General features: G+C 39.8%; 8 protein-coding genes (1 of these 8 running past the window's edge). All 8 read left to right on the top strand.

All coding sequences use genetic code 11. The features are described from left to right. Nucleotides 1–31: 31 nt before the first annotated feature. Nucleotides 32–1,210: a homoserine dehydrogenase gene (locus ACSYTJ_RS07330; RefSeq protein WP_491717659.1), complete on the top strand. Its 1,179-nt coding sequence runs from the start codon at nt 32–34 to the stop codon at nt 1,208–1,210. Beyond that, nucleotides 1,210–2,547 (top strand): aspartate kinase, encoded by a 1,338-nt coding sequence (locus ACSYTJ_RS07325; RefSeq protein ID WP_491720214.1) that lies wholly within the window; start codon nt 1,210–1,212, stop codon nt 2,545–2,547. Before ACSYTJ_RS07330 ends, ACSYTJ_RS07325 begins: the two co-directional genes overlap by 1 nt. A gap of 299 nt (nt 2,548–2,846) precedes the next feature. After that, a complete protein-coding gene (locus ACSYTJ_RS07320) occupies nt 2,847–3,674 on the top strand; it encodes a methylenetetrahydrofolate reductase (RefSeq protein ID WP_491720213.1) in 828 nt (275 codons plus the stop codon). Between the two features lie 104 nt (nt 3,675–3,778). Next, nucleotides 3,779–6,307: a M1 family metallopeptidase gene (locus ACSYTJ_RS07315; RefSeq protein WP_491720212.1), complete on the top strand. Its 2,529-nt coding sequence runs from the start codon at nt 3,779–3,781 to the stop codon at nt 6,305–6,307. A gap of 84 nt (nt 6,308–6,391) precedes the next feature. Beyond that, nucleotides 6,392–6,709: a hypothetical protein gene (locus ACSYTJ_RS07310; RefSeq protein WP_491720211.1), complete on the top strand. Its 318-nt coding sequence runs from the start codon at nt 6,392–6,394 to the stop codon at nt 6,707–6,709. Nucleotides 6,710–6,764: 55 nt separating this feature from the next. Further along, a complete protein-coding gene (locus ACSYTJ_RS07305) occupies nt 6,765–7,334 on the top strand; it encodes an NAD(P)H-dependent oxidoreductase (RefSeq protein ID WP_491720210.1) in 570 nt (189 codons plus the stop codon). Nucleotides 7,335–7,401: 67 nt separating this feature from the next. Continuing rightward, nucleotides 7,402–8,178, top strand: coding sequence for a (S)-acetoin forming diacetyl reductase (locus ACSYTJ_RS07300; RefSeq protein WP_491717665.1), 777 nt, complete (start codon nt 7,402–7,404; stop codon nt 8,176–8,178). A gap of 274 nt (nt 8,179–8,452) precedes the next feature. Beyond that, nucleotides 8,453–25,219: the 5' end (the start) of a DUF5776 domain-containing protein gene (locus ACSYTJ_RS07295; RefSeq protein ID WP_491720209.1), read on the top strand. It continues 21,798 nt past the right edge of the window; 16,767 of the gene's 38,565 nt are visible here — the first part of the coding sequence; the start codon lies at nt 8,453–8,455; the stop codon falls past the right edge of the window.

Raw genomic sequence — 25,219 nt, 5'->3', positions numbered from 1 at the left:
CACAATTACATAATTTAGGAGGCTGTGTTTTATGAATATTGCGATTTTAGGATTAGGAACCGTTGGAACAGGAATCAATAAAATTATTGAAGGTGCCAATCCCATGTCGATGACAGCAGATCTCCATGTTTCCCATATCTTCGTTCGAGCAGATAAAGTTAACCAAGGTGCCAAATTAGTTTCTGATTATAATGTAATTTTAAACGATGACAGTGTCGAAACAGTGGTAGAAGTATTAGGTGGAATTGAACCAGCCCATACGATGATCGAACAGGCGTTAAAACACCATAAAAACGTTGTGACCGCAAATAAAGCGGTGGTAGCTAGATATATGGAAGAGTTCAAGCAAGTTGCAAGGGACAATGGCGTGCAATTTCGTTTTGAAGCCAGTGTCGGTGGTGGGATTCCTTGGATCGTTAACCTAGAACGGGCCTTAAGAATTGATCCAGTTGATTCTGTACATGGGATTTTTAACGGTACTAGTAACTTTATCTTAGATCAAATGACTAAGACTGGAGCATCATTTGAATCCGTTTTAAAGCAAGCCCAAGACCTCGGCTATGCCGAAGCTGATCCGAGTGCCGATATCGATGGATATGACATTGAAAACAAGCTTTGTATTAGTGTGGATGTTGCTTATGACATCTTGGTGCATCCAGATGATAACCTTCCTAAGTTTGGGATTCGGACAATCAAGGCCCAAGACATTGAATACTTTAAAAAGTTAGGGCTAGTCGTTAAGTTGATCGGCCGTAGTAAGTTAGCAAACGATAGCTTTAGCTACGTGATCGAACCCGTGTTATACAAACAAGGGAATGTAGAGGCTAGTATCAATGATAACTTCAATTACGCTAGTTTCCATGGCGAATCTATCGGTGACCTTGGCTTCATTGGTCAGGGAGCTGGGATGATGCCAACGGGGCATGCAGTGGTTCAAGATATTCTAGATATCAACGGTCAAGTGAAACACTTAGAAAGAACATTTGAGAAGTCACTCCAATTGAAGAATGATTCAGAACGGGGCACTTACATTGTAAGAACCACATCCGATGAATTTAAACAGTTAACTAGTGACTGGCAAGTTAAAGATGATGGTGAATACCACAAGGTTATTGATATTGATGCCGATTCAATGCATTCAATTATGAAGCAGGTATTACCATCAGATAGTGAAGCGTTTATGGCACGGGTATCCGGAGGTGTTGAATAATGATTGTTGCTAAGTTTGGTGGAAGTTCGATGGCAAATGCAGATCAGTTCAAAAAGGTCCGCAACATTTTAAATCAAGATCCACAAAGAAGAATTGCCGTTGTCAGTGCGGCTGGGAAGGGAACTAACAACCCAGTTAAATTAACTGACCAGTTGATTGAGATATATGACCTGATTCAATCAAATCGGGATTATTCAGTAGCTCTAAATGATGTGTGGAACCGCATTGAATCGATCGTTAATGCGTTAAAATTAGATTTACCCATTCATGATGAATGGCTTAACATTTCTAAAAATATTCAAAAAATGACCTATGCGCAACTAGTGTCACGGGGTGAATACTTAACTGCTAAATTACTCGCTAGCTACTTGGGATGGCCATTTATTGACTCAGCTGATTTTTTGGTCTTAGTTGATGGCAAAGTCAATTACGATGCATCGAAGCAACGACTAATGGCACTGGCCAAGGGATTGAACCACTGTGTGATCCCTGGATTTTACGGTGTCGATCCAAATGGAGCAATTTCACTATTGCCACGTGGTGGTGGTGATACCTCTGGAGCGATCGTTGCCAACTTAGTTAATGCTCAATGTTATGAAAATTGGACTGATACGAATGGGATTTTAGCTGTTGACCCTAGGATCGTTAATGATCCCGCCAAAATTGATGTTCTGTCGTATGATGAGTTACAGGAGTTGTCATATTTGGGGGTCAAAGTATTTAACGAGGAAGCTATTCAACCAGTTCGTGTCAAGCACATCCCAATTCGAATTATGAACACCAATCAGCCTAATTTAGGCGGGACGTTCGTAGTTACTGATAAATCAAAGGCTGAAATTGGTTCTGAAATTGCTGGAATCGCTGGTAAAAAAAATCAAGTCATCCTAACGGTCAAAAAATATCAACTTTCAAATAATGTTAATACGATCATTAGTTTAATTAAACTAGTCAGCGCATTCAATTTGAAATCAACTTACTCACTTTCAGGTGATTCAATTAACTTTGTGTTATCAGGACACCTAGATGAACAAAGAATCAATCAACTCATCGATCGAATTAAATTTGATGTAAAACCAGATGATATTCAAGTGAAGACTGGAATGGCAAAGATTGCGGTAGTTTCTGAAGAATTCTATGGTCGACCAAGATTGGTCGGTAAAATGATTGATTTACTGGAGTCGAATGGGGTTCGGGTTCAACAGGTAATTCAAACCAATACTGATATCAAGGTCGTATTCGGGGTTAATAATAATGATTATCAGCGTGCAATCGAATGCTTATATCAACAATTTTTTCGCACCAAAGAAACGAGTTCACGATTAATGATGAATTACTAATTCGAAACATTTAACTTTTAGGGATACCGAATATTATTGTTGACATATTTGAATGTTTAATTTTATAATAGGAATGGATAGTTATCGAACCTAGTAAATGTTTTAAGTTTTATAGAAATTACTAAAATTCCATTCTTCCTAATATTAGACATAGATTATAATGAATATTCCTTTCTTAAAGTTATTGATAACTCTATCCTAAACGGAGCCCAGCGTTCAACCACAGGTTGTTCGTTGGGCTTCTTTTATTTATTGTTGTAAAATATGATTAATAAATTGAATTAAGGATGGTAACAATTATGAGCATCGTTTCCAGATCTAATCTGACGTTGGAAATTCAGGCAAGTCCATCTCCATCGATCAATCAGCGTAATTTAGAATTACTTCGCAGAATCAATCCCGCTGCTGTATTTATTCCATTTAACGCGGGTGGAAATCAGCAATCTGCAAATTGGTTTACGTTTGCTGATCAAATTCAAAATCAACTTAAAATTCCAGTAGTTACGCACATTACTGGTCGTTATCAAACACGGACGACCATTCGATTAATGATTGAAAAGCTGATCAAGATTAACATTAACCGTGCGTTGATTTTACGCGGGGATGACATTGCTAATAAGCAATCACCAAATGTCTTTCCGCATGCTAGTGATCTGATTGCTTTTATCAAGGCAATTCATCCAGAAATGAAGATGTGGGGAGCCTGTTATCCAGAGGGCCACTATGAAGCTTTCGATTTAACTACTGATATTAAAAACCTTAAATTTAAGATCAACGCAGGCTGCATTGAGTTGGTCACACAGATTGGCTTTGATAACCATCGTTTATTTGCCTTTATAAAACAGGCCCGATCAATCGGCATTACGGTACCAATTAGAGTTGGGGTATTGCCAGTTTTGAATCGTGAACAAGTTAGTAAAATGATTTCATTAACACATGTGGCGGTTCCACAAAGCTTGGTCAATATTTTGAAAATTGATGATCAATCAGAATTTGCTCGGGCGGGGCTGAAGTTTACGAATCAGCAGATCTTAGAATTGAAGCAAAATGGGGTTGATAGGATTCATCTGTATTCTTTGAATAATGAAGATTTATTACAAAAAATTATTAACAATCAAATTAGTTAGTGTAAGATATAAAAATGGAATGATTGTTTACAAACTTGTATAATTAGAATATTATAATAAATAAATGAAACTTAAATAATAAAACGATTTAAAGGAGAATCATAATGAGTGAATTTAAAAGACTGTACCCGATTTTACAACCTAAACATTATGATCTATTCATTAATGTAGATCGAGGCAAAAAGTTAATTAGTGGAAAGACAACGATAATTGCTGATGCCAAGCAAAAGGCAGTTGCAGTTCATCAAAAGGATTTGAACGTAGCTACTGTTACTGTTGATGGTAGCGAAATTGATTTTAGCGTTGATAAAGACGCTGAATTAATTAACTTCGAATTACCAAGTACTGGTAATAATAGCATTATGATTGAATATACTGCGCCACTAACTGATACGATGATGGGAATATACCCTTCATATTACGAAGTTGACGGGGTAAAAAAGCAATTAGTCGGCACTCAATTTGAAACTAACTTTGCACGTCAAGCATTCCCATGTGTGGATGAACCAGAGGCTAAAGCGACCTTTAAGATTGCGATTAAGTTTGATGAACAACCAGGTGAAACGGTGATCAGCAACATGCCTGAAGAAAAAGAAGAAGATGGTGTGCATTACTTTAAGGAAACTGTGCGGATGGCTACCTATTTAGTTGCATTCGGCTTCGGGGACTTACAGAGTAAATATGCTGAAACCAAGAGCGGCGTTAAAATTGGGGTGTTTGCTACTAAAGCTCACCAGCCAAAGGAATTGGACTTTGCTGTTGATATTGCAAAACGTTCGATCGAATTTTTTGAAGACTTCTATCAAACCCCATACCCACTTCCTCATTCTTGGCAATTGGCATTACCTGATTTTTCTGCTGGAGCAATGGAAAATTGGGGTTTGGTTACCTATCGAGAAGCTTACTTATTATTGGACCCAGATAATACAGCCCTTTCTACTAAGCAGTTGGTCGCAACCGTGATCGCACATGAGTTAGCTCACCAATGGTTCGGTGACTTAGTAACGATGCAATGGTGGGATGATCTCTGGTTAAACGAAAGCTTTGCGAACATGATGGAATATGTAGCCATTGATGCGATCGAGCCAAAATGGAACATTTGGGAAAGCTTCCAAACTTCTGATGTTCCAGCTGCCTTACAACGGGATGCAACTGATGGTGTTCAATCAGTTCACGTTGAAGTTAGTCATCCAGCTGAAATCGATGCCTTATTTGATCCAGCCATCGTTTATGCCAAGGGAGCTCGGATGTTAGTGATGGCTCGGGCGCTAGTTGGTGATGATGCCTTACGGACCGGTTTAAAGGCTTACTTTGCTGCTCACAAGTACGGAAATGCTAAGGGTGATGACCTTTGGAATGCGCTAGGTAAAGCATCAGGAATCGATCTAGCTAAGATTATGAAGACATGGTTGGAACAACCTGGCTATCCAGTGGTTAACGCATCGGTAGTTAATGGGCAATTGACCTTGACTCAAAAGCAATTTTTCATTGGTGATGGGGTTGATAAAGGAAGATTATGGGAAATTCCATTAAATAGTAACTATGATGTAGCGCCAACTATTTTTGCTGATGAGAAATTAGTCTTAGGTGACTATGCAGAATTACGTGAACAAGCTGGTGAACCATTCCGACTGAACGTTGGCAATAATTCCCACTTTATTGTTAAGTACGACGATGCATTACTAAATGATGTTTTAAGCAGTGCTGATGATCTAGATGATATCGATCAAATGCAAATCCTACAAGATTTACGATTATTATCGGAAGCGAGTCAAGTTAAGTATGCCTCTGTATTTCCGGTACTATCCAAATTTGCCAATACCCAATCTGCAGTCGTTGTTAATGGAATCTATCGCTTAGCAACTAAGTTCAAAGAATTTGTTGTTCCTGATTCTGAATCAGAAAAACACCTGCGGAAATTCTTTAATAAGCTAAGTGGTGATCAAGTAAATCGATTAGGTTGGCTCCCACAAGCAAATGAATCAAACGATGATCAATTGGTCCGCCCGACGGTTTTAAGTGCTTCTCTTTATGGTAAGAATGAAAACTCCATTCAAGCAGCTCATAAAATATTTGTTGAAAATAGCAATGATTTAGGGAGTGTTTCTGCTGATATTCGGGCATTAGTTCTTGCTAATGAAGTAGAAAATTACGAAAGCAAGCAACTATTTGATCAGTTGTTAAATGAGTATCGTAAAACCTCTGATGCTAGTTACAAGAGTGATTTAACCTATGCGATCACGAAGGTCAATAGCGTTGAATTGATCAAGGAACTAGTCGACAAGTTTGAGGATAGTAATACCGTTAAGCCCCAAGATTTAAGAGCTTGGTACTATGGAACGTTAGCTAATAATAAGGGCCAACAGTTTGCATGGGATTGGGTTAGAAATGAATGGCAATGGCTTGAAGATACCGTTGGTGGCGACATGGAATTTACGAGTTTCATCACTGTCACAACGCGGGTTTTCCATACTGCGCAAAGATTAACTGAATTCAAGAACTTCTTTGAACCTAAGGTCAACACTCCTGGGTTAACTCGAGAAATTAAAATGGATATCAAGTCAATCGAAACTAAAGTTGCACTAGTTGAATCTGAAAAGGATTCAATTGCTGAAGCTCTGAAAAAATATTAATTAATGCTAAAAAAGCAGCCTTTTTGAAAAATCAGAAGGGCTGCTTTTTGCGTATTTAATAATTAGAGGGGAGGTATGGTTATAATGAACGAAAAAGTATATATGTTACAATTTGTTTCGGATATCTATGGTCCTAGAGATTTTGTTGCTGTTAATAATATTGATCGGCATTTGATTATTGGCGATGTAGCTAGCACTTGGCAAATACCAGCAATTACATCCAGAGAAGCAGAAATTCACGAACTAATAAAAACGTTAATTGATGGATTGCGAAATGGTTATAAACTAGTGGTTACATCTCACCATACTAATTTTTTAGTTAGCCCATTAGCAGAAATAAAAACAGCCACTAAATTACTGGAAAAACGCTACTATATGAGTAATAGTATCTTGATTAATTAAACTAATCCTGTAAAATATAGCTAATAAATTAAGTAATTGTGGAGGTTCAAATTAAATGAACTTATTAGTAATTCAAGGGAGCCCAGATGCAAAATCACTATCACATGCCAATGCGCTTCAATATTATGAAACTGCTAAGCAACAGGGCATTAAAGTTACCTTAATTGACTTATCAAGTGATCAATTTGATCCAGTATTGCGTTATGGTTATCGCAAACACATGGAAGATGAATCGTATCCGAACAGAATGCAGGAACTGATTAAGCAAGCGGATCACTTAGCGTTTTTCTTTCCAGTTTGGTGGTCCGCTGAGCCATCTGTTCTAAAGGGATGGGTCGATCGTGTATTTACACCTGGATTCGGTTATCGATATGACGACAAGGGCAAAACGGTCAAGCTATTGAGTGATAAAACTGCATCACTCTTCATTACCTCGCATGCGCCCGCTTTCTTTTATGGATTATATGGTGGAGTGATTAGTAGATGGAAGCATTTTATTTTAGGCTTCTGTGGAATTAAGCTAACGCATAAGGCGATTTTAGGAGACTTAGATAAAAAGTCTGATACTCAGCAAAGAAGGACCGCATTTATTAAGAAATGCTCAAGCACGCTTCGAAACGTTTAACAAGCCATTTAAATCCGCATATAATACAGTCATATTTTAATAAATATCCTTAGGAGGACTTTTAATTATGACAAATAAAAAAGTAGCGCTAGTTACAGGTGCTGGACAGGGAATTGGGAAGTCGATTGCTGAAAGATTAAGCAATGATGGCTTTGCTGTTTCACTAGTTGGACGGCACTTGGATAAGGTGCAAGCAGTTGCTGATGAATTAAATCAAGCTGGTGGTGAAGCATTTGCTGTAAAGGCGGACGTTGCTAACCGTGATGAAGTTTTCGACGCTGTTAAACAAACCAAGGAGCATTTTGGTGATTTTAATGTGATTGTTAATAATGCAGGGGTTGCCCCATCAAGTCCAATTGAAGATGTTACTCCTGAAGACCTTGAATTTACATTCAAGATTAATGTTGGTGGTGTAATCTGGGGAACCCAGGCGGCCATTCAAGCATTTAAGGAGCTTGGTCACGGCGGAAAGGTCATTAATGGATCTTCTCAAGCTGGACAAGAGGGGAACCCTAATTTAACTGTATATGGTTCTACTAAGTTTGCAATTCGGGGGATTACCCAAACTGCATCTAAGGAATTAGCAGAACGAGGAATTACGGTAAATGCTTACTGTCCAGGAATTGTGAAAACACCAATGATGGAAGATATTGCTAAGAGTGTTGCTAAGGAAGCTGGGAAGCCAGAATCATGGGGAATGGAGCAATTCGCTAAGAACATTTCAATGAAACGCTTATCAGAACCTAGCGATGTTTCAAACTTAGTTTCATTTTTAGCTAGCGAAGATTCCAACTACATCACTGGCCAATCAATCTTAGTTGATGGTGGAATGGTTTACAGATAAATTTCATTTGAATAATTTTAAATTTAAAGGTTACATAATGACGGATTCTACGTTATTTATGTAACTTTTTATGTTTTATATGGTCCTTTTTTAACTAATGCTAATTTAGTTCAATTGAGCAGTCAATTTTTTATTAAGGTCTTTTCGTGTTGTATACACAATTGTTCATTATGTGATAAAATTAAAAATGTATAAGTGTATTATTTAATAAAAAATGAACGGATAAAAAAAGTTTTATTTTCTTAGATCCAATTTTAAATTGGAGGGTGAACAATTGGTATATAATAAATTTCAGTTTAAAAAAACAAAAGATAAAAAAGTCTTACGGAAGGTTAAAAAGCAATGGGTAGTCGTCTCTATTTCATTGCTATCTACAATTGGTGGAGTCGGTCTGTTTGGGCAGGGCGTTTCAGCTCGTGCTGATGAAAATACATCTAACGTTTCTTCTAAAACGCAGTCTAGTGATAGCGATGATTCGACCACTAGTAGTGGTGATAACTACAGTCATTCTAGTGCGAGTGCTTCTGTGTCATCTAATAGTGTAAGTACTAGTCAATCTAGCTCAACTAGTAGTAATAGCTCGACTTCTGCTTCTTCAAGTAGTACTTCAAATAGTACAAATGCTGGTCAATCTAGCTCAACTAGTAGTGATGGGAGTAGCGACATTGTTAACTATTCAATCGACACTAGTTCAGCTAGTGGAAGCGATTCCAAATCGACAAATAGTTCTTCTGAGGTAACTAGTGGAAGCAGTAGCGCTAGCTCTAATTCCAACACCAGTTCTGAAACCTCAATTTCTAATGGTTCAGTGAGTGCTGCTAGTGACGTTACATCAGAAGTTATTAGTTCAGCTAATAGTGATGTTAATTCTAGTGAGGGAAGCTCAACTGCTTCTTCAGAGGGCGCTAGCTCTGCAACGACTGATAGTAATAGTAGTGATGGATCTTCTGAAGATGATTTAGTTAGCTATAAAGTCGGAACGGACTCCAATGCCGATACTACACTAACTGCTGGTAATTTATCAACGACTACGGCCACTTCCAACTCATCTTCTGATTTTAATAATGGATTTTCTGCGGCCTCATCTGCAGCTTTGGCTGGGACGACAGTTGCAAGTAGCAATAGTAACTTTAATAGTGGGGTGAATGCTTTTGCTTTAGCCAATGCTGGAGCTGTTGCTGCTTGGAACTCAGTTCATCCAGATGAATTAAAGTCTGCTACTACTAGTAATGTTGATGTAAGTAACATTTATTATAAGAACGCTTACAATGGCGTTTTGAATGCTTTTAGTACTTATAGTTCCTTGAACTCTGGAGTTGGAGCCGATCCAAACGTCTATGGTTCTAATACTAATGGAACGACTACTTCTGGCGCTGCTAACCGTTCTAGTAGCGCTAACGTTGTTAATTCACCTAGCGATTCACAACAGGCAATTTCAGGTAATTCCGTTGCTTTAAGCTCCAACGTTGATGTCACGACTTCAGCACGGGCATTGGCTTATAATTATTCACTTGATTACTTTTTGGCTAATCAAGGGATCTATGATGCCGAAACTGGGCGTTGGAACGGGACCGATGCAAATGGTTCTTATAACGTCTTTACTAATAATTCTGCCACCTCTAATAATCCATATACCATTTCATATAACGGGGCGCAAGCAGCCTTAAATAATGCTCAAAGTCATTATAAATACGTTAGTGCATTAAATAACGCTAGTCAGAATAACGTTCTTTATAACATTGGTTATAATGATGTTTACAATAAAGTTAATAATCAAAATATTTACTACATTACAAATATTTCACAGTTTGATGACTACTTTGCAAACGTACCATCTGGAAGCACTAGTGAAATCAGACTCTTAACTGATATTGATGCAGGTTCAAATGCTGGAAACTCTGCGCCTACTGGAAGTACTACCAATATGACTATTAATGGTCAAAATCATATTGCTGATTTATATAATGAACATCAAAATCCGTATAACATTAATTCTTTGGTGGTTAAAAATTTCAAAAAACTATATGGAGTCAATTATTACGGACCAATTAATGAATATGCCTCCACGACAGGGACTTTGACCTTTAAGAACGTTAATTATGAGGGTTCTCAGATGTATAACTCTAATTCTACAGGGTCTTTTAAACTGTACATTGATGGAATCGTTAATACCACTTCTGAAGGTTCTTATACTAGTCCATTTAGAACCATTAGTACGTTTGCTGGGAATCAACAAAATATCCAGACCCAAAGTATGGAGTTATTACCCAATAGTCAATACTATGGAAAAACTCAAATGGGGAATAACATCGAACTTTCCGGGAATTTGACCCTAGATAAGGGCTCTATAATGGTCCTAACTCCAAATGGTGGAAATGGTGAAGATTCCGGTTCATTTGGGACCAACGCAGCTGCTAATAACGGGATCATTTTAACGAACTCACAAAGTAGTTTGACTATTAATGAAGGGGCCAGATTAACTGTAACCCCTAATAATGGAGCGTCAGCGATTTTTACAGCTTCAAAAAGTAATGTTTACGTCAATGGTGGGACCCTTGAAGCGGTATTTAACAATAGTTTAAATGACAATAATCCGGTTAATTTAAATGGGAACGTTGTTGTGCAAAACGGTGGTGCTTTGTCGGTCCACGCTACTAAGAACTTGAATGGTTTCAGCGGGAACCTATTGACTGTTGGTGGGAACTTAAACGTTATGAATTTAAGTAACCTCTACATTTATTCAGATGGTGGGGTCAATAATTTAACCCTTTTAAACAACGTTGGTAACGTTGTTTTGAATAATCCAGGTAGTAAGATTATCTTTAGTAAGAATGGTCTTAATGACGATCAGGGTGTCACTGATGGAACTAGTTATGGGAAGTTCTTTAATAGTCCACCAATTACTGCATATTCAGTGATCGGACAAGTTAATGAAACTCAAGATCCTACTCCCCAATACATGGTTAAAATTGGTCAACAATCCGGTGGTTTTAACCCCATTACTGTTTACACGGTTAATGGTCAGTTACAGACCAATACTGTCTTGAATAATTTTGACAATAGTAAGTCACATTACTTAAGTTTCTTAGCATCGCCAACCGTATATATTAGTGGGCAGCCTAGCTTAATTAAGGATACTAGTGGCCAATCAGCTTCTGGCTACGATATTTCTGCTAAGATTATTATTGCCAACGTTTTGGATACTAGTAAGAATGTTTACGTTCGGGTAAGTACGAACGGAAATACGACTGCTAACGATGAACTACCAATTGGTTCAACTACAATGATCCAAGATCCAGATCAAGTAACTGCTCAAATTAATGATCCTTATTATCGGAATGGATACACCATTTCAATCCCATTTTCTGATTTTACTAAGGATTCTGATGGTAGTTACTCATATAAATACACTCGTCCATTAAATGCTGTGGGTAGTAGTACTATCCAAAGTGTTATTATTGATGCTCAATATGTTGTTACCAACCAAAGTACGACCCTAATTAACAATCCTGATGGCACTAACTCCGTTACTAATACTAGTCATAACCCGATTTTAGGGCCAACGGATAACTCTACTCAAAAGACCTCTGGAACGATCACTGATAACGCTTTGATCGTTAATAATACTGCACAAGATGTTGCAACTGCAAGTAGTGCAAGTAGTGCAGTTTCAAATAGTGATACCCAGATTTCGTCATTAGTCCCTAATTCCTATTACTCAATTGCGTCTTCTGCTAATAGTGTCGTAGGCAGTTATTATTCAAATGTTGCTAGTTATTCTGCTTCGTTGAGTAATTCCGTTTATGCCAATTTACCTGGTTATTCTAGTTCGGTCAGCGTTGTCAGCTCAGCGATGTCTGCAATTAATAGCTATAATAATGATGCTTCATCAAATGCCTCGATCGCTAGTTCCGCTTCTAGTGCTGCGAATACTTTGAGCGATAGCATTGCGAGTTTGGATGTTGCTGTTAGTTCAGCATTAGTTGCCGCTCAAAGCGCTAGTGCTGCATTAAATAGTGCTCGTGGGATGACGATTGCTAGTCAAACTTCGATTTCTAACGTTGCGGTTTCTGCAGCGTCAGTAGCTAATACCATTGTTACTAGTGCTAGTGCTGTAGTAAGTATGGTTAATAGCTATAATAGCATTGCATATAGTGCTGCAATCAACGCTATTAATGATCAGCAAAGTGCTTCTATCGCACAGAGTACGGCTAGCAGTGCATATAGTGCCGCCACTAATTTCTCATCATTCATCAGTGCATTGAGTGGCTATGCTTCAACAGCATATAGTAATATTTCAAATAGCTCTAGTTATGCATCTAGTGCTTATTTAGTGACTTCAAGTAGTTCTGCTAATCTCGATTCTTTCTATAGTTCTGCAGTTATTACTAAGAGTTCTGTTGCTAGTTATACCTCCATTACTAGCTTAGTCAATAGTTTGATCCCTAATAATGACGCTGCGAATGGATTTAATACTCTCGCACAGAGTGCATCCAGTACTTTTAACAGTGGCCTTTTGGTGGTTTCATCACAAAGGGCTAGTTTAAGTAGCGCAAATTCATCGGCTTCAAATGCTTATGCCTTAGCTAGTTCAGCATATTTAGCAGCATCCCAGGATTCCGCTAATATTACTAATATCTTAGCTTCTTTGAACTACAATCAAATTAATAGTAATTCTGTCTCCCAGTTGCTTAGTTTGGCTAGTGATATTGGTAATCAATCACAAGCTGCAATTAATGCAAACGCATCTGCAAACTCAGCAATTGCTAGTGCCAGCTCTGCATATGTAAAGGCGTTTAATCAATCGGTTACCTTTAATGCCCAACAGAGTGTGGCCTCTAACGCTGCTAATTCAGATGTTTCTTATGCAATAAGTTATGCTTCGACATCATTTAGCTCTGCTAACAGTACTGCTAATTCTGAAAGTCAGGCAATTGTTTCGGCTTCTAGCGCAATTATTAATTATTCTAACGCCGGGGCCTCTTTAATAAACTCTAATAACACTGCTCAATTTGGCTATCAATCAATTGCAAGTACTGTAACTTCAACTGCTCAAGCTGCCATTTCACTTGCTAGTTCACGACCAAGTAATTCTGACATTCAGTCTTATGCTTCAGCAGCTTCTACTGCTGCTAGTTTGGCTCAATCGTACTCAAGTGATAACGCACAAAGGATCAGCAATGCTAATAGTTTGGAACAATTACTTAGCAATGCCGCAATTAGCAATCAAAATAACGGATTAATGGCGAGTGCTGTTATTAACTTGATTCAAAAGGACATCAATAATGCTAATTATAACGACTTATCATCACTATTTGGTTCACTAAATGATGTTCAACAATCATTAGCTAGCGTTATTAGTTATGCCAGTCAAGCGAACAGTCTTGAAACAGCAGCTTCGAATAATTATCAATCAATGAGTGCATCATTAGCTAGCATCACTAGTAATTCTGCTAGCTTAAATGTGCAAAGCACCAATGCGTCAACCGCACTTTCCAACATTAACGCAATTATTAGCCAAATTGATAATAATGCTTCTCAAGCAAGTAGTGCCGCGAATGATGCAAGTTCATTCGCAAATAATGCTGGAACTGCAATTAGTCAAGTAAATAGTAATAATAATTACATTGCTGCTAATAGTACTGCCACCAGTAATGCTAATGGTGAATATTCATCAGCTGCAACCGTTTTCTCTAGTGCAGATAGCTTAATGAGTAAAACGGCATCTCTTTATTCGAATCGTTCTGACGTTCAACAAGCTAGTTCAGTGGTAAGTGCCGCTGCAATAATCATGAGTTCAGCAGCTAGTGCTGCTAGTCAACAAATATCGACTGCCAACTCAGTTTCCTCAGTTGCTAGTTCAATTAATGTGATTGCCAGCAGTGCTGCTACAAATGCAAGTAGCGCCAATTCACTTGCATCATCATATGCTGTAATTGCTAGTCAAAATGCAGCGGTCGGTAATTCTTCAGCAACTTCAATTGCTGCATCAAACGCAATTGCTGCCCGTTCTGCTGCTTCATCCTACGCTGCTAACGCGGCTAGTGAAGCGATTATCGCCGCCAGTTTGACAAGTGTAGCATCAGTGAATGCTAGCAGCGCTAATGTTAACGCTAATTCAGCCGTTAGTGCTGCTAACAGTGCTCAATCAGCCGTTGATAAACTCATGGGGGCATTGTTAAACGATATTACAAGTGCGTCTTCAAACGCATCATCTGCCAGTTCTTCTGTTGCTAATATTGCTAGTTCAATTTCTAATCTTTATAGTAATGGGAGTTTAGCTACTAACTCAGTGAACGGTTCATTTGTTGCTGGAAGTAACGTCTATGCTTCAGTAGTTAGTGCTAATAGTGTTGCTAGCTCAGCTCAAGCTAGCGCGAATGTTATTTTTAGTGCGAACTCTAATAATTCACAAGTGAATGCGGCTAATTCTGCAGCTAATTCCGTTGCAACATTAGCCAGCAATGCTTTGGTGGATGCAGGGCAACAAAGTGCTACGTTATCTGCTGCAAGCAGTGCAGCTTCGAGTGCTTTTGTCAACCTTTCTAATGCCAATAGTCTGGCATCCTCATATGCATCTGTGGCATCGTCTGCCAATTCAGTGGCTCAATCGGCCTATAATAATCGATTTAACTCTGATGATAACGGACAAACTTCAATTGTCATCAGTGCGGCAGAAGTGGCAACTTCTGCAATTAATGATGAACGTGGCCAGTTAATTAATGCTAATGCTGCTAATTCAGTGGCTCAATCGGCTAATTCTGTTGCAAGTAATGCATTGGTTGCAATGAATAGTGACTATACCGTTGCTTCTACTAATGCTAGTGCTGCGATCGTTTATGCTGATACCGCATCCAAGGCTGCAGCCACTGCTTCTTATGCCCAAATTACTAATAGTATTTCAACGTTATTAAATTCACAATCAGTCCTTGCTACATCGGTAACTGCGGTTACTAGTAGCCAATACTCGGTAGCAAATGTTAATTCATCTACAGTCTCTTCAGCTGGAACCTCAATTGCTGCATTGGTTAGTGGATATAGTGCAACTTCTTCAGCGATGAATTCGCTAAACGGATTTAATAGTGTTAATTCTGACGCAATTAGTGCTACATCTGTAATTAATTCTGCTTCTGTCCAAATCAGTTCTGCAATGATCAATATTAATAGTGACGTTGCTGCTGGAAATAGCAATACTAGTTCAGTTGCTAGTCTGAATTCATATGCGTTAATGATCGCTGCTTCCATTTCAAGTGCTAATTCAGTGGCTAACTTTGAAACTAGCATTGCTAACAGTGCGGTTACTACTTATGACGTTTCTGGTGCTTCTACTGCCGCATCAACAGCAAGTAGTGCGATGAGCGATGTTTCATCATACTTGAATCAATATAATTCAATCGTCAGTGCTGCTAATTCTTATAAAGCAATTGGAAACAGTGCATTAGCAGGCTTATTTGATGATAATAATTATATTTCAAATGCTTCCATTACGGCCAGTGTTGCTTTTAATCGAGCATCCGTCGCTATTAGTAGTGGAATTCAATCTAACGTAAACCAGGTCAATAGTGTTCAATCTTCGACCGCAAGTGATTATTTATCCTTATATTCTAACTATTCCAGCGTTACTAGCATGACATCCATCAGTTCATTAGCACTTTCTTTTGCCTCTTCAGCTAATTCAGATGCTACTTATGACTATGGTGCATTTAATTCATACTATAGTGCAATCAATTCTATTGCAGCCGCCAATTCAAATAATAGTGCAATTGCTTCAGTTGCATCACAAGCTAGTTCATTAGTCAGTGCTAATGAATCTGCTTATACTGACTTGAAAGCCCAAAATAGTGTGATTGTCACCGCAAGTACAGCAGCTGCTAATGCTAACTCAATAGTTGCTAGTGCTTCAGCAGCTGCTAGTTCATATTCTAATCAAATTATTTCAGCTGAAAGTGCCGTTAGCGCCGCTCAAGTTGCTAATAATAGTGTAGCAGCCAGTTCTGCTGCAAGTGTGGTACTTTCCAATGCGCAGTTAATTGCCAGTGCATCTAATGCGGCAGTCGCAGCTAGTGCAAGTGCCTCGGCAGCAATGGCTTCCTTTACTTCTGCATATAATGCCCTGACGGTTGATCGCATCACAATGTTTAACTTAAAGAACAATCAATCGTCTAATTATATCAATGCATCTGCCTTTTCTGAGACTGCTAGTTTAGCTGTGTTAACGTCAAGTAGTGTTTCAATTGTAAATAATGCTGCTCAAAGCATCAATTCCTACTATGTTCAAACTTCAAATGCGAACAGCAATGTTATCAATAATACGAATGCAGTTGGCTCTGATTCAAGTAGTTTAAACGCTTCGTCTGCTGCTCTTAACTCCGCTATCGGTAGTTTGAATTCAATAGCAAGTAACAATGCTAACAATTCAGACATTTCAAGTGCCAACGTAGTAGTTAATAGCTTTAATGCGATCTTGTCTTCTGCTTCAAATGTTATTAGTAATGAAAATAGCATTGCTAGTCAGATGGCAAATACAGCTAGCTCAGCATTTAGCAATGCAAGTTATGCATCTTCATACGCAAATCAAATCAGCAGTTATGCTGCTAACTTAAATTCAATTGCAATGACAGATGCAAGTGGGGGGCTTCAATATCTATCAGAAGCCTCTAGTGCTCAAATTGCAGCGAGTGAGGCGGCAAGTAGCGCAGCTTCAATTAATTCACTCGCTAGTTCTGAGTATTCCGCTGCTATCTCTGCAGCAACAGCGGCTAGTTCTGCTGCTTTCGTAGCGTCTGGAGCATTAAGTAATGTTAGTTCTGCTGCAATTGTTGCTAATTCTGCGATTAGCACTGCTATTTCTAATGTGCAAAGTTCCGTTAATAGTTCTGTTAGCTTAGCAGCTTTAGCTTCTAGTACAGCTAATGGTAGTTTATCCTCGATCAATTCAATGGTTAGTTTTGCACCTAGCATCGCGACGAATATTCAATCGGCGGTTAGTTTAACGAGCAGTTATGCTGTACAAGTTAGTTCACAAGCATCGATCGCTAGCTCATTTGCAAATAGTGCTAGCGCCATTGTTAGTGCTAATTCTAATAATAGTTATATTTTAAACAATGGTTCATTAGCTTCATCTGCTGCTTCAGCTGCTAACTCGATGTTATCAGATGCTAATTCTCAAAGTGCGAATGCATCCAACGCTATGAATGAATACTCAATGGCTATTTTGAGTGCAAATGCAGCATCACTGGCTGCATCAAATGCAACTACGAGCATAAGCGTTGCCATGGCATCGTTATCATCAGCTCAATCAACAACCAATAGTTACGCCGCAAGTAGTGCAGCTGCTGTTGTTGTGAATGCATCCAATGCTTTAAATAGTGCTATTCAGTCTGCGCAATCTGCTAGCTCAGCTGTAACGGCTGCTTCAATTGAGGCATCCAATGCTGTGCAATCAGCTCAACTTGATTTTACGAATGCTAGTACAGCTGCGCAAAGTGCTAATTCATATTTAAACAACGTAATTAATGGATCGATTGCTGCTTCATATGCTTCTGAAACCAGTTCAGTGGCCAATAACTTTAATAGTTATTACAGTATGGTATCCCACTACCAAGCTTATACCCAAATTGAATCACAGTTCATTAGCTACCAAAACGCTTTAAGTTCTAATAATAGTGTTATCAGTTCTAATAACGCAAGTATTGCTAGTGCACAGTCAGTAGTTGCATCACTAGGGGTAAGTAACGCTTCTGATTCAGCTGTGATTTACGCAAATAGCGTTATTGCATCCGAAGCTGTTATCTACGGATCTGCTAGTAATAATGCTTCAAGTCAAAACAACGATTTCATTGCGATCTCACAAACTGCAACTCAGACTAACTCAGCTAATGTAAGCTATTTACAATCAATTACGGCTAGTAGCAATGCCTTGTCTTCAGCATTAAGTGCGGCTAGTTCTGCTGCGGGTAATGGAGATTACTCAACCGCTTCATCTGTTTATTCATATGTATCAGGAATTGTTCAAATGGCTTCAGAATATCAAGATAGCGCTGCAGTTAATTATTCATCATTAACTAGTGGGTATGCTAAAGCGCTTTCCTTAATCTCAAATGTCGTTTCTGTTTCTTCAGCTGCTAGTACGGCGCTTTCGTTTGCTAGTTCTGCGGCGAGCTATGCTAATAGTGTTGTAACAAGTGAGCTTTTAAGTGCTTCTAGCATGGCAAATGCTGCAGCCCAATCGGCAGCTAATAATAATAAGAACGCTTTAATTAATTCTAATGCGGTTAGTGCAGTTGTCTCTAATGTGGCCAATAGTGGTGCATCTGCACAAATTGATTCTAATGCGATAACTAGCATTAGTTCACAAACTAGTTCTGTTGCGGTGCTTGCAAATTCGATTGCTTCTAATACAAGTGTTAATTCAATGTTAAGCAGTGCAATTGCGGTTGTTAATTCTGCTAATTCTGTTGCTCAATCGGCTAGTTTGGATGCCAACTCACAAGGGAGCAATATTAATAGTGCTAATGTTGTTGCAAATGGTGCTAATGCGATGGCATCTAATTATTCGACTGCCGCTAGTGTGGCTAATTCAATCGCTCAATCTGCATCAGCTGATGCTGTTACTGCGTTTCAAAATAGTAATGTATCAGCAGCTTCAAGCAGTGCTTCTTTAGCCGTGTCTGCAGCTCAAGTTGCTAGCAGCAATTATAGTAATGCACTATTGGCTAGCCAAACGGCATCATCTGCTGCCAATGTAGTTAGTGCTGCATCCATTGCCACTTCAAATGATCGTAAGATCGCAGCAGCAGCACTCAACAGTGCTAATTCAAATCAATCGATTGCTAATACGGTCGCTTCAGCAATTAGCAATGCTAGTTCTGCTTCTTCATTTGCATCCCAAGCTAATCAATCTGATAGCTTAGCTAATCAAATTGTGAGTGCTAATAGTACTGTAATGAACTCATTGAGCCAAACTTCCACTACGATTAGCAGCCAGGCTAGTGCGACTATTAGTAGTAATGGAGTGATTAATTCAGCTTCTGGGGTAATAACTAGTTTAAATCAGTTTAATTCTGCTAATTCAGCTGTTTCAAGTGCTGAAGTTGTTGTTGATTCGGCAATTACAGCAGCTAGCTCTGCTTCTGCTGCAATGAATAGTCAAAGTGCAGCATTAAGTCAGGCAATTGCTGCCGCTCAATCAGCAAGTAGTGTTGTATTCATCGCTTCTACTTCAGCTGCAACAGCTAGTTCAACGGCGCTTAGCGCTGCGGTGGTTGCATCCAATGCTGCGACTAGCGGTGATTCTGCTGCAGCTAGTTCTGCAAATCAAATTGCAAGTAGCGCAGCTAGTGCCGCTGCCCAGGCTTCAAGTGAGGCAGTTATTGAATCGAATGCACTGCAGAGCGCTTTAAGTACGGCTTCTGCAGCTGCTGTTCAGGTATCGATAAACAGTAGTGCTGTTTCACAGGCTGCCATTGATGCATCTAGTGCTGCTAGTCAAGCCGAAAGTATAATTAATAGTGGATTGGCATCTGCAAGCAGTGTCGCAAGTAGCGCTGCTAATAGCGCTTCTAGTGTTAACCAGTCTGCATCATCAAATGCTGTTGGGACAAGTAGCAACGCTTCTTTAGCTACATCGATTAGTAGTTTAGTTAATAGTAATAGTGTTCAAATTAGCCAACAAAACAGTTCCGCTAATTCCATTAATTCTGTAGCTAGCATGGTAGCTAGTCAAAGCAATGATAACGTCTCAGTTAGCATTGCTTATAGTCACGTTAGTTCAGCTGTTTCAATGGCTAATGCTGCGAATGCTAGTGCTAGTTTACAGGCTTCCGTTGCTAGTTCAGCCGCCTCGATTGCTAATTCAGCTAGTGCTGCTGCTGTTGTTAATGCTAGTGTTGCTGCGAATGCATTTTCAAATGCGATTGTAGCCAGTCAAGCGGCTAGTTCCGCATCGGTTGCTGGAAATAGCACGGCAGCTAGTTCCGCAGCTAGTGCTGCTTTATCTTATGCACAAGCAGCTCAAAGTGCTGCTAATGATGCGGAAGCGAATAGTTCTACTGCTCAATCGGCCGTTAGTCAGGCAAGTACTGCTTCAGACATAGCTAGTTTTAACTTTGATACTGCTAGTAATGCAGTAAATATTGCTAAATACTATGCTGATCAAGAATCACAAACAGCATTGGCGTCATCAACTGCAAGTAATGCAGTTTCAGTTGCTAGCATGACTAGTAATTACAATATTGCTGTTAATCAGGCTTCAGTAGCTGTTTCTAGTGCTAATAACAGTGCTAATAGCTACTCAGCTCAAGCAAGTAGCGCTAGTGCGTCTGTTCAAGCTAATAGTACAGCTGTTGATAGCGCAAGCAGTACCATCAATAATTTAATTAATCATAATTCTAATAATTCAGTGGTTTTGAGTGCGAATACAGTAGTTCAATCCGCCCTCAGTGCTGCTGCTAGTGCAGTTCAAAATGCAACGCTACAATCATCGATTGCTAATTCAGCATCAACGGCTGCATCAATAGCCAATTCGAATGCCAGTGCTGATGCTTCTGTGGTTAGTTATCAAAACTCATTAGCTAACAGTAGCGCTAGTCTTGCAGCTAGTATGGCTAATAATAACAGCTTAAATTCAGATTCGATAGCTAACGCCATTAGTGCAGCCAATGTTTACTTGGCATCTGCACAGGTAGCTGCTTCTGATGCAAGTGCTCAAATGACGGCAGCTTCATCTGCCGATGTTGCAGGTTCAATTGCCGCTTCTAATGCTGTCTCTAATAATGCAGCGTTCAGTATCAATGCTTCTACAGCTCAAAGTGCTGCTAATGCTGCATTTGTGGCAATCAGTAGTGGAATTAATAGCTCTACTAGTATTGCTTCTAATGCTAACTCGACTGCCACTTCAGCTGAAAACGGAATCACTAATGTTGAATCATCAGCAAACATTAGCTTAAATGGAACCAGTTCGAGTGCTAGTTCAGTATTTAGTTTAGCGAACGTTATCAATGCTAGTTTTGCTGATACCAAATCTGCACAGTCAGTGGTGGTTTCTGTACAGTCTGCTTATAGTAATAACAGTGTTGCTAGCAGCTTATTAGCTGTAGCTAATGTTAATGCCAGTGCGGTAGCATCCGCTAGTTCAGATGCGGTTGTTCAAAGCCAATTAGCGGTTCAACAAAGTGCACTTGCTTCTGCAGCAAGCGTCAGTTTAGCTAGTGTTGCTGTAATAGCCGCTAGCGCTAGCAATCAGGTTGCTGATCAAATGGCGGCCTTGAGCACTGCTACAAACAATTTAGATAGTGCAGCCGCTAGTTCTGCAGCAAATGCTGCTAGTTCATACGCTGCGATTATTCTGGCTGCTTCTAGTACAGCTACTTCAGCAAGTGCTGCAATCCAGGCCGCTTCGGTTTCCGTTAGTTTGGCTGTTTCGTCAGCTAATGCTGATGCTAATAACGCCAGCCTTGCAAATTCAATCGTTCAATCAGCGGCATCACAGGCCCGAGTGGTTGCTAGTGCTCAATCGATTGCTAATGATGTAAATTCATCCGTTGCTACAGTCAGTTCATTTAATACCGCGACAGCTAGTTCTGCTGCAATTGTTGCTAACAACCAAAGTGCTGTAAGTAGCAATGCAGCGGTTGTATCTGCTGTCAATAACGGCATTAGTAGTGGCGCTGACTCGATTGCTGCTGCTAGTAACGTGATTGCTGGTTTGAATATTAATAATTCAAGTAACGCTACGGTCGCTAGTGCTAATACTGTAATTAATTCCGCTAGTGTAGTTGCTAGTTCTGCTAATTCGGTTGCAATACAACAATCATCAATTGCAATTAGTGCTAGCACGACCGCAATTAGTGCTAATAGTAGTGCTGTAATCGATTCATCAATTGCAGCTTCTGAATATTCGATTGCTTCTTCAGCTGCCTTAGCTGCACAAATTGCAGCTAATAGTGGTGACCTTTCTGCAGTTCAAAGCGCAGCTGCGATTGCTTCTACTGCTAATCAAACGGCATCTAACGCTGCCAACAGCGCCAGCGTTCAAGTTTCAATTGCTGCTGCTCAGTCAACCGCTGCTTTGAATGCAGTCCAATCAATAAACTCTGTTCAAGCATTGGTAAACAGTGCAGCGAATGATGCTAGTAGTGCAGCTTCAGTGGCAACAAGTGTAATTAATAGTGGCTTAGCCAGTGCTAATCACCTTGCTAGTTCTGCTTCTGCAACTGCTACATCTGCAAGTAATACAAATAGTTCGTTAGTAAGCCAGGCGGTCAACAGTTTCATTAACGTAAATTCTAACGTTAGTGCAATTAATACTGATTCATTACAGGCAGCTTCGCTAAATAGTGGAGTTAACGCTGACCAAAGTGCGACAAATAGTATGGCTAGTCAATATTCCAATAACGCTAAATTAAGTAGCGTTAATTCAGATGCTAATTCTGCAGCAACTGTCTTTGAAAAAGCTAATGCCGACATGAAGACGCAATCACAAGCTGCGGCTAGTGCTAGCGCTGCTGCATCGACTGCAAATGTTAAGGCATCAATTGCAACTAGCGTGATTAGTTCAGCATCCAGCGTTGCCAAGGCACAAAGTACACTTGCTCAATCTGCAGGAATAGCGATTAACAGCGCGGCCGCAAGTAATGCAGCATCAATCGCGAGCTCGGCTGCTTCAGTTGCACTTTCCGCGATCATTGATGTACAGTCAGCAAGCAGTGCAATCGATTCTGCAAATACAGCTGTAATAAATGCCAATAGTGCTGCTCAGATAGATTTATCAAATGCTAATTCAGCTTCTGCAACCGTTAGTTCTGCTCAATCAGTTGCCTTACAGATTACAGCGGCAGTCTCCGCTGCAATCGTTACTAATTCTGCGAGTCAAGTTGTTAGCGGAATCAATCAAAACGTTAGTTCAAACGCAGCTTCAATTATCGCGGCTGCTAGTGATAATAACGTTTATTCAAGTGCGGCTAATAGTGCAAGTGCTGCTGGGAGTAGTAATGCTAGTTCAATTGCTGGTCCAGAAAGTTTGATCAATAGTTTGAACGCTAGAAATTCAAGTAATTCAGCGGTTAGTTCTGCTACTGTTGTTGTTAGTTCAGCAAGTTCTGCAATTGTTTCAAGATTAAGCGATCAGAAGAACCAATCATCAATTGTTGCAAGTGCCCAATCTGTCTTAAGCAGTGCAAGTAGTGTTGCAGTATCTGCAGCTAGTGTAGCTACTTTGGCCAATTCAATTGCAGTTGCCGCTAATTCAGTTGCTAGTTCAGCAGCGATTACTGGGGATGCTAGTGCTGCTTCGTCAGCCGCTAGTGTAGCAATTAGTGCAATGAATACTGCTAGTTCAGCCGCTAGTGCGAATAATGCGCAAATTAGCCTTGCTAGTGCTGCTTCATTAGCAGGTAGTAATGCTGCCTCGTCAGTAACTAGTGATAGCATTGCGATTTCGAACGCCGTTAGCGACGCTCAATCTGCTGCAAACATTGCTAATTCCTTAATCAGAAGCGGCATTGATAGCTCAGTGAGCCTGGCAAATTCAGTTAGTGCTAACGCTACCTCTGCGGCAAGTGCTGTTGTAAATAACATTGTCAATGTATCGAATAATTCTGAAATTGCTAGTTCTGCAGCAAGTACAATTACGCCTAATTCCATTGCGATTTCGTCAGTCGCATCCCAAGCTAATCAAGCAAATCAACAGATAACTTCATTAGCTAGTGGGCATTCACTAAACAGCATCGTTAGCAGTGCTGTTAGCATTGCTTCTGAACAGACTGCAATCGTTAATAATGCTAATTCAGATATTGATAACCAATCATCCATTGCAAGTGCTGCTAATTCAGCAGCTGCTAATGCAATTCAAATTGCTAGCAATGCATCTAAGGCCGCACAAAATGCTGTTAGTGATGAAAGTGCTGCAAACCAATTAGTACAGTCAGCTTCTGTTGCAGGCGATAGTGCTGCTGCTAGTTCTGCTGCAATTGTTGCTAGTTCAGCCGCTAGTGTTGCCGTTGTGGCCAGTCAAGATGCATCTACCGCTAGTTTTAACGCCGATAGTGCAGTTAAACGGGCCAGTTCTGCTGCTAGTGAGGTTAATTCAGCACTTAGTGTTGCAAATTCAGCTGCTAGTCAAATTGCAATTGCAAATTCAGTTGTTCAATCAGCAGTAGCAATAGAATCGAAGGCCATTAGTAGTGCAAACGCTGCTAGTTCATTCGCAGATCAAGCTGATCGAACTGCTTCTATTGCTGTTAATAGTGCTGGTAGTTACGTTAGCGATGCAAGTACTTTCACATCGCAGACTGGTGCATCGACCAGTGTTGCTGGTAGTTATGATTCTAATGCGACCGATCAATGGAATTCCGCAATGGCTACTTTGACTTCAAATGAAGCTAATAAGGTCATTCAAACAAACGTTGCATATGCTCAATCAGCCGAAGTGCTTGCTAGTTCGGCTAATTCAGATGCCATAATTGCAAGTAGTCAGGCTAATGATGCTAATAAATCTGCTCAATCTGCTTCTGCTGTTGCAACTTCTCTAAGTGAAGCTGTAAGACAGTCAGTTGCGAGTGCTTCTGCTAGCGCATCATTAGCAAGCAGCTATGCAGTTAATGGTGACTTTAGTAGTGCTTCCAGTGCTAACGTGGTTGCCCAAAGCATTGCTAACGTTGCGAATAGTGTTGCTGATAGCGCAACTTCGGCAGCACAACAGGCCTCATATTTTGCATCAGAGGCTGCGTCCGCTTCTGTAAGGGCATCGATCGCTGCATCCGTTGGTTCAAATGCCGCTTCGCAAGCCTCTTTTTATAATCATGGTGCTCAAATTGCCTCATTTGAAGGTAGTTTAGGATCATATGCTGCATTAACCACTACTAATAGTGCTAATAGTGCGATCTCTAATGCTTCGAATACAGTTGCAAGTGCCAATGCATTTGGTAATAACGCTTCTTCTTATGCTAGCTTAGCTCAGTCGATTGCTGATTCTGCAGCGACTGCTGATCAAAGTGCGACTGATTGGAATACAGCAGCTTCGCAGGCACTTACTCAAAATTCA

Source organism: Nicoliella sp. ESL1113 (assembly GCF_058509245.1).
This window is presented reverse-complemented; position numbering and strand designations above follow the sequence as displayed.